6 protein-coding genes are annotated in these 6,758 nt (G+C 71.9%); 4 read left to right on the top strand and 2 right to left on the bottom strand.

Annotated elements, in window-relative coordinates; genetic code table 11:
• On the bottom strand, positions 1–449 hold a 449-nt coding region (locus tag SACHA_RS24045; protein ID WP_039739317.1), incomplete at its 3' end, for an anhydro-N-acetylmuramic acid kinase.
• Between the two features lie 116 nt (positions 450–565).
• Between SACHA_RS24045 and ftsY the strand changes: the two genes are divergently transcribed.
• A complete protein-coding gene (gene ftsY / locus SACHA_RS0115755; RefSeq protein ID WP_019811268.1) occupies positions 566–2,338 on the top strand; it encodes a signal recognition particle-docking protein FtsY in 1,773 nt (590 codons plus the stop codon).
• 95 nt (positions 2,339–2,433) lie between these two features.
• On the opposite strand, the gene SACHA_RS0115750 is transcribed toward ftsY, so the two are convergent.
• Complete coding sequence (locus SACHA_RS0115750; protein ID WP_039739286.1) at positions 2,434–3,204, bottom strand: IclR family transcriptional regulator; 771 nt, start codon at positions 3,202–3,204, stop codon at positions 2,434–2,436.
• An 86-nt stretch (positions 3,205–3,290) separates the two neighbouring features.
• On the opposite strand from SACHA_RS0115750, the gene aceB reads away from it, so the two are divergent.
• The 3 genes from aceB to SACHA_RS0115735 form a co-directional block, all read left to right on the top strand.
• Positions 3,291–4,865 (top strand): malate synthase A, encoded by a 1,575-nt coding sequence (gene aceB / locus SACHA_RS0115745; protein WP_028663245.1) that lies wholly within the window; start codon positions 3,291–3,293, stop codon positions 4,863–4,865.
• Positions 4,866–5,029: 164 nt separating this feature from the next.
• Positions 5,030–5,770, top strand: a complete 741-nt coding sequence (locus SACHA_RS23460; protein ID WP_019811263.1) for a hypothetical protein — start codon at positions 5,030–5,032, stop codon at positions 5,768–5,770.
• 248 nt (positions 5,771–6,018) lie between these two features.
• On the top strand, positions 6,019–6,758 hold a 740-nt coding region (locus SACHA_RS0115735; protein ID WP_019811261.1), incomplete at its 3' end, for a LamB/YcsF family protein.

Raw genomic sequence — 6,758 nt, 5'->3', positions numbered from 1 at the left:
CCGTGCCCACCGGCGGCGACGTCGCGGGCGCGGAGATCGGCCACCACGGGCAGGCCCGTGCGCTCGGCGATCCACGCCGGTCGGCCGATCTGCAGGGTGCCTTCGGCCCGGCCGTGCTCGACCCGGTGGAACACCGTCTGACCCAGGGATGCCACGAGATCGGCGTGTCCTCCCGCCAGGTCGTCCACCGCGGTGGCCGCGGCCTCGGCGAACGTGCGCCCCACCCGCGTGTCCAGCCGGGTGAGTGTCTCCGCGTCACAGGTGGCCGGGGGTAACGCCGCGCGCAGGTCCGCGTTCAGGGAGTCGTCGTAGGGGAACTCGCGGTGTCCCAGCAGGGTCATCGTCAGTTCGTCGCCACGCTGCCGGAAGGTGGCCGCGGCGACGTCGACGCCGTCGATCGACGTCCCGGACAACAGCCCGATCACCCTGGTTCCGGAGCCACGTCGCATCACGGGAGTGGTCTAGTCCACGGCGTCACCGCCATGCAAGACGTTCCGTGGGATTTTTACGAAGTTGATCTGTATCCGGTTGGTGGCCCACCGTGCTCCCGGGGCGACCTGCCCGGATGGAGGGCGGGTGGGAGGATGGCAGCGTGTCGAACACCTGGTTGTGGATCATTGTCGTAGCGGCCGTCGTGCTGTTGGTCGCGCTCGTGGGCGGACTGACGATCGCGCGCAGACGTCGGATCAGCCTCCAGCGCGAGCACGAGCGGGAGGTCGAGGAGACGCCCAAGGGCGGTGGGTACCGGGCCGGGGGCGGTATCGCGCTCGCGCCCGGCGGTGACCAGGCCACGACCAGCACGGCGCCGCCCACCCCGCCGGTGCCCGAACGTACCGAGACCGATGGCGAGCCCGGTGTGGGTGACGATGCGGCCACACCCCGGGACGCTCAGCGTCGGGACATCGTCGACGTGCGGTTGCCGGAGGAGCGGCGCCGTGCCGGACCGGTCCCGGAACCCCGGCCGGACACCACCGCCGAGGCCGGGACCGGGACCACGGCGGAGCCGACCGGGCGGACCACGGAGGCGGAGGCCCCCGAAGCGACCACGGCCGAGGTCGAGGCGCCGGACACGACCGTGCCGGGAACCACGGCACCGGAAACCACGGCACCGGAGACGGCGGCACCGGACACGGCGGCGCCCGGCACCGCGGTACCGGAAACCCACCCGGACGGCACCGCCCCGACGGCGCCGGCGGAACCCGCGCCCCCGGAGCCCGTGGCCGAACCCGCTCCCGCTCCGGAAACCACGCCCGAGACCCCCACGGAGCCGATCACCGCGGAGTCGACCACCGCGGAACCGGTGGCTCCGGAGCCGACCGCCGCGGACACCGCTCCGGCCGAGCCCGCTCCGGCCGAGGCGCCGTCCGTCGAGCGGGTCGCCGAGGCACCCGAGATCGAGGAGCCCGCTCCCGTCGGCGGACGGATGGAGCGGCTCCGGGGGCGGCTGTCCAAGTCGCGTTCGGCGCTCGGGCAGAGCCTGCTGGGCCTGCTCGGTGCCGGTGACCTGGACGAGGACTCCTGGGAGGACGTCGAGGACACCCTGCTGGTGGCCGACCTCGGCGCGGCCACGACGACGGAGATCGTCGAGCGTCTGCGCACGGAGCTGTCCGCGCGGGGTGTGCGCACGGCCGAGCAGGCGCGAGCGCTGCTGCGGGAGGTGCTGGTCGATGCGCTCGACCCGGCCGCCGATCGTGCCGTCCGGGCGCTGCCGCACACCGTGGACGGGGGCAAGCAGCCCGCGGTCGTCCTCATCGCCGGGGTGAACGGCACCGGGAAGACGACCACCACCGGCAAGTTGGCGCGGGTGCTCGTGGCCCAGGACCACCGGGTGGAGCTCGGCGCCGCCGACACGTTCCGCGCCGCCGCCGCCGACCAGCTCCAGACCTGGTCGGAGCGGGTCGGGGCCGGTGTCGTCCGGGGCAAGGAGGGCGCCGACCCGGCCTCGGTGGCGTTCGACGCGGTCAAGCGCGGCGCCGACACCGGGGTGGACGCCGTGCTGATCGACACGGCGGGCCGCCTGCACACCAAGACCGGGCTGATGGACGAGCTCGGCAAGGTCAAGCGGGTCGTGGAGAAGCAGGCGAAGGTCGACGAGGTGCTGCTCGTGCTGGACGCGACCACCGGGCAGAACGGGCTCGCCCAGGCGCGGGTGTTCTCCGAGGTCGTCGACGTCACCGGCATCGTGCTCACCAAGCTGGACGGCACGGCCAAGGGCGGCATCGTCTTCCAGGTCCAGCGCGAGCTGGGCGTGCCGGTCAAACTCGTCGGCCTCGGCGAGGGCCCGGACGACCTGGCCCCCTTCGAACCGGGCGCCTTCGTCGACGCCCTGCTCGGCTGACGGCCCGCTCACCCGGGTTGCCGTGAGGGGCACTTTCCCTGCATCCGACGCAGGAAAAGTGCCCCTCACGGCGTCTCACGCAGGGAAAGTGCCCTTCACGGCACACCTCCGTCGGCCGGGTGGGCGGACAGTCGGGTGGCGGTGTGGAGGACCGCCGGGGCGATGCGGGCGACGGTTTCGTCGGTGAGCCGGCCTTCGGGGCCGGACACGGACACCGCCGTGGGGGTGGGGGCACCCGGGATCGCCACGGCGATGCAGCGCACGCCGAGCTCCTGCTCGCTCTCGTCGAGGACGTAGCCGCGGTCGGCGACCGCGGCGAGGTGGTCCAGCAGCGCGTCCGGGTCGGTGTAGGTGTGGTCGGTGTAGGCGGGCATCCCGGTGCGCTCCAGCAACGCCCGCGCCTCGTCCCGGGGCAGGTGTGCCAGCACGGCCTTGCCGACTCCGGTGCCGTGCGGCAGTAGCCTGCGGCCGACCTCGGTGAACATCCGCATGGAATGCCGCGACGAGGGAACCTGGGCCACGTAGACCACCTCGTCCCGCTCCAGGACCGCCAGGTTCGCCGTCTCCCCGACCTCCTCCACCAGTTCGGCCAGCAGCGGCCGCGCCCAGGTGCCGAACTGCAGGCTCGCGTTCTCCCCGAGCCGGATCAGCCGCGCGCCCAGGGCGTAGCGGCGGTTCGTGTTCTGCCGCACGTAGCCCAGGCTCACCAGGGTGCGGACGAGCCGGTGGATCGTCGGCATCGGCAGCCCCGACGACGTCGCCAGCTCGGACAGGCTCGTCTCGCCGCCCGCGTCCGCGATGCGTTCGAGCAGCTCGAACGCGCGTTCGAGCGACTGCACGCCCCCGCTGCCTTCCCTGGGCGCCACCGGTGACTCCTCTCGCGTTGAGGTTCCGTATCGTAGAAACTATAGTCCGAATAGCAAAAGAACTCGATTCCTGTTTGGGGTGTTCCATGTCTGATGTGCGCGTGCTCGGAGCCACGATCGAGCGTGGCGACGAGGTGCTGACCGACGACGCCCTGCAGTTCGTCGCGGACCTGCACGAGCGGTTCGCCGCGCGGCGTGACGAGCTGCTCGAGGCCCGTGCGCGGCGTCGCGAGGAGGCCGCCCGCACCGGCAAGCTCGACTTCCTGCCCGAGACCAGGCAGGTCCGGGAGTCGGAGTGGCAGGTGGCCGAGGCGCCCACCGCGCTGCGCGACCGCCGCGTCGAGATCACCGGCCCCACCGACCGCAAGATGACCATCAACGCGCTGAACTCGGGTGCGAAGGTGTGGCTGGCCGACCTGGAGGACGCCAACACCCCGCACTGGAGCAACGTGGTCAACGGTCAGATCAACCTGGCCGACGCGATCCGCGAGTCCATCGAGCTGGAGTCGAACGGCAAGCACTACACGCTGCGCGACGACGTCGAGCACGCCACGATCGTCGTCCGTCCCCGTGGCTGGCACCTCGACGAGCGCAACATCGAGATCAACGGCCGGAAGGCCGTGGGCGCGCTGGTCGACTTCGGCCTGCACTTCTTCCACAACGCGAAGGAGCTGCTGCACCGCGGCAGCGGGCCGTACTTCTACCTGCCCAAGATGGAGAGCCACCTCGAGGCGCGGCTGTGGAACGACGTGTTCACCCACGCCGAGAGGACGCTGGGCATCGAGCACGGCACCATCCGGGCCACGGTGCTGATCGAGACCATCCCGGCCGCGTTCGAGATGGAGGAGATCCTCTACGAGCTGCGCGAGCACGCCTCCGGGCTGAACGCGGGCCGCTGGGACTACCTGTTCAGCGTCATCAAGTACTTCCGTGACGCGGGTGAGAAGTTCATCCTGCCCGACCGCAACAGTGTCACCATGACGGCGCCGTTCATGCGCGCCTACACCGAGCTGCTGGTGCGCACCTGCCACAAGCGCGGCGCGTTCGCGATCGGCGGCATGGCCGCGTTCATCCCGAGCAAGGACCCCGAGGTCACCGAGAAGGCGATGGCCAAGGTGCACGCCGACAAATCGCGCGAGGCCACCGACGGCTTCGACGGCTCCTGGGTCGCGCACCCGGGCATGGTCGGGCTGTGCCAGGAGGAGTTCGACAAGGTGCTCGGCGACAAGCCGAACCAGGTCGACCGCAAGCGCGAGGACGTCGAGGTCACCGCGGAGCAGCTGCTCGACGTGGCCGCCACCGAGGGCAGCGCCACGAAGGACGGCCTGCGCGGCGCGGTGGACGTCGGCATCCGCTACATCGCCTCCTGGCTGGGCGGCAACGGTGCGGCCGGCATCCACAATCTGATGGAGGACGCCGCCACCGCCGAGATCTCCCGCTCGCAGATCTGGCAGTGGGTGCGCAACGGCGTGGTGCTGGACACCGGTGAGACGGTCACCGCGGACCTGGTGCGCACCGTGCTCGCCGATGTGCGCGCCGAGCTGGAGGGCGAGATCCCCGCCGACCTGCTGGGCCCGGCGGTGGAGCTGTTCGAGCAGGTCGCGCTCGCCGAGGAGTTCGTCGACTTCCTGACGCTGCCCGCCTACGAGCGGATCCAGTGACGCGGTAGTCACCGGACGCACCGACCACCGGGCCCCGGTCCCGCCTTGCGCGGCGAGGCCGGGGCCCGGCTGTGTCCGGGGGGGTGCGGAACCGACCGGGGTACACTCCCGCCGAACCATAGAAGATCATTTACGTTGGTCGCGAGTGGCGGAGAGGGGAACCCATGCCGCGGGCAGGCAGGCGGGAGGACGGGATTCCGGGCGCGTGCCCGTCCCGGCGGTGGGGGCTCGCGTTCGCGGTGTCCGGGGTGCTGGCGCTGACGAGCTGTGCGACCAGCGTCGAGGGCACGGCCGTCGGCCCGGTGCCGTCCGGGGCGGTGCCCGCGACGGAGCGTTCCTCGGCTCCGGGCCTCGAACCGCCCGCCCCGACCGCCGAACCGTCCCTGCCCTCCTCCGGACGTGGTGGTGGTACGCACACGGTCAGCGAACTGCCGGTACCGATCGAGTTCTCGCTGCCGGACGGATGGGAGTCGGTCGATCCCACCACGCTGGAGACCCCCGGAGTGGCGTTCCTCGCGGTGAAGCGGGACTCATCCGCTCGGTTCACCAGCAATCTCGCGGTTTACGGCGAGGTCCGGGACAACGACACCACGCTGACCGAGATCGCGGACGAGGCGTCGACCGACGGATCCGGCCAGGTCGGTGGCGCGACGGAGGTGGTGCACCGGACGAAGGAGGGCAAGGGGCTCGTCGCCGCGGTGACCCAGATCGTGGAATTCCCGGCACCCGAGGGAAGCGGGATCGAGCGGCTCCACCAGACCCAGACGCTGGTGCAGTTCCCCGACAGCCACGGACCGGACCGTCGCGGGATCATCATGTTCGCGGCGACCGCTCCGCCGGACGACCCGAGCGCGATGGACGTTCTCGGACGCGTGATCGACACGCTCGGCGAAGTCGAAAGGTGAAGCTCGAATAGTCCGTCCGGGTGATCAGCGCGGAAGCGCGCACGCCGCGGCGCCCGGAGCGGCAAAACCACCCGTGTGGCCCCTGCCGGACGGTTGGCGTTCCGTTCCGCCCGCACGGGTGATTCTCCGGAGTTCCTCACCACGATCTGCCCGGATCCCGGTTGAGCCGACCATCGGTCTGCACCTCCGGCAGGGTCGCTCTCTCGTGGATGCACGGCATCCCGGGCGGGCGCAGTAGGCTGAGGCGTGTGGACGACGTGGCGATCGATCTCAACAGCGACCTGGGCGAAGGCTTCGGCGCCTGGCCGTTGGGCGACGACGAGGCGCTGCTGGACGTCGTGAGCAGCGCGAACGTCGCCTGCGGGTTCCACGCGGGGGACCCGTCGGTGCTGCGGCGGGTCACCGAGCGGGCCGCCGGGCGGGGGGTGGCGATCGGGGCCCAGGTGGGTTACCGGGACCTGGCCGGGTTCGGGCGCCGGTTCATCGACATGGATCCGCACGACCTCGCCAACGACGTCATCTACCAGATCTCCGCGCTCGACGGGTTCGCCCGGATCGCCGGCTCCGCGGTGCGCTACGTCAAGCCGCACGGTGCGCTGTACCACGCGGTGACCACGCACGCCGAGCAGGCCGAGGCGGTGGTGGAGGCGGTTCGCCGGTACGACCCGGCGCTGCCGCTGCTGGGGCTTCCGGGGTCGGAACTGCTGCGCCGCGCCGAGGCCGCCGGGTTGAGCACCGTGCCGGAGTCGTTCGCCGACCGCGCCTACACCCCGGACGGCAGGCTCGTCCCGCGGCGCGAGCCGCACGCGGTGGTGCGCGAACCGGACGAGGTGGTCAAGCGCAGTCTGCGGATGGCCGTCGACGGGACGGTGGACGCCGTGGACGCGAGCACGCTCCCGCTGCGCCCCCGGTCGCTGTGCGTGCACGGGGACACGCCGGGTGCGGTCGAGTTGGCCCGCCGGGTCCGGAGGGCGCTGGCGGAGGCCGG

This window comes from Saccharomonospora halophila 8, from assembly GCF_000383775.1.
Lineage (GTDB): Bacteria > Actinomycetota > Actinomycetes > Mycobacteriales > Pseudonocardiaceae > Saccharomonospora > Saccharomonospora halophila.
This window is presented reverse-complemented; position numbering and strand designations above follow the sequence as displayed.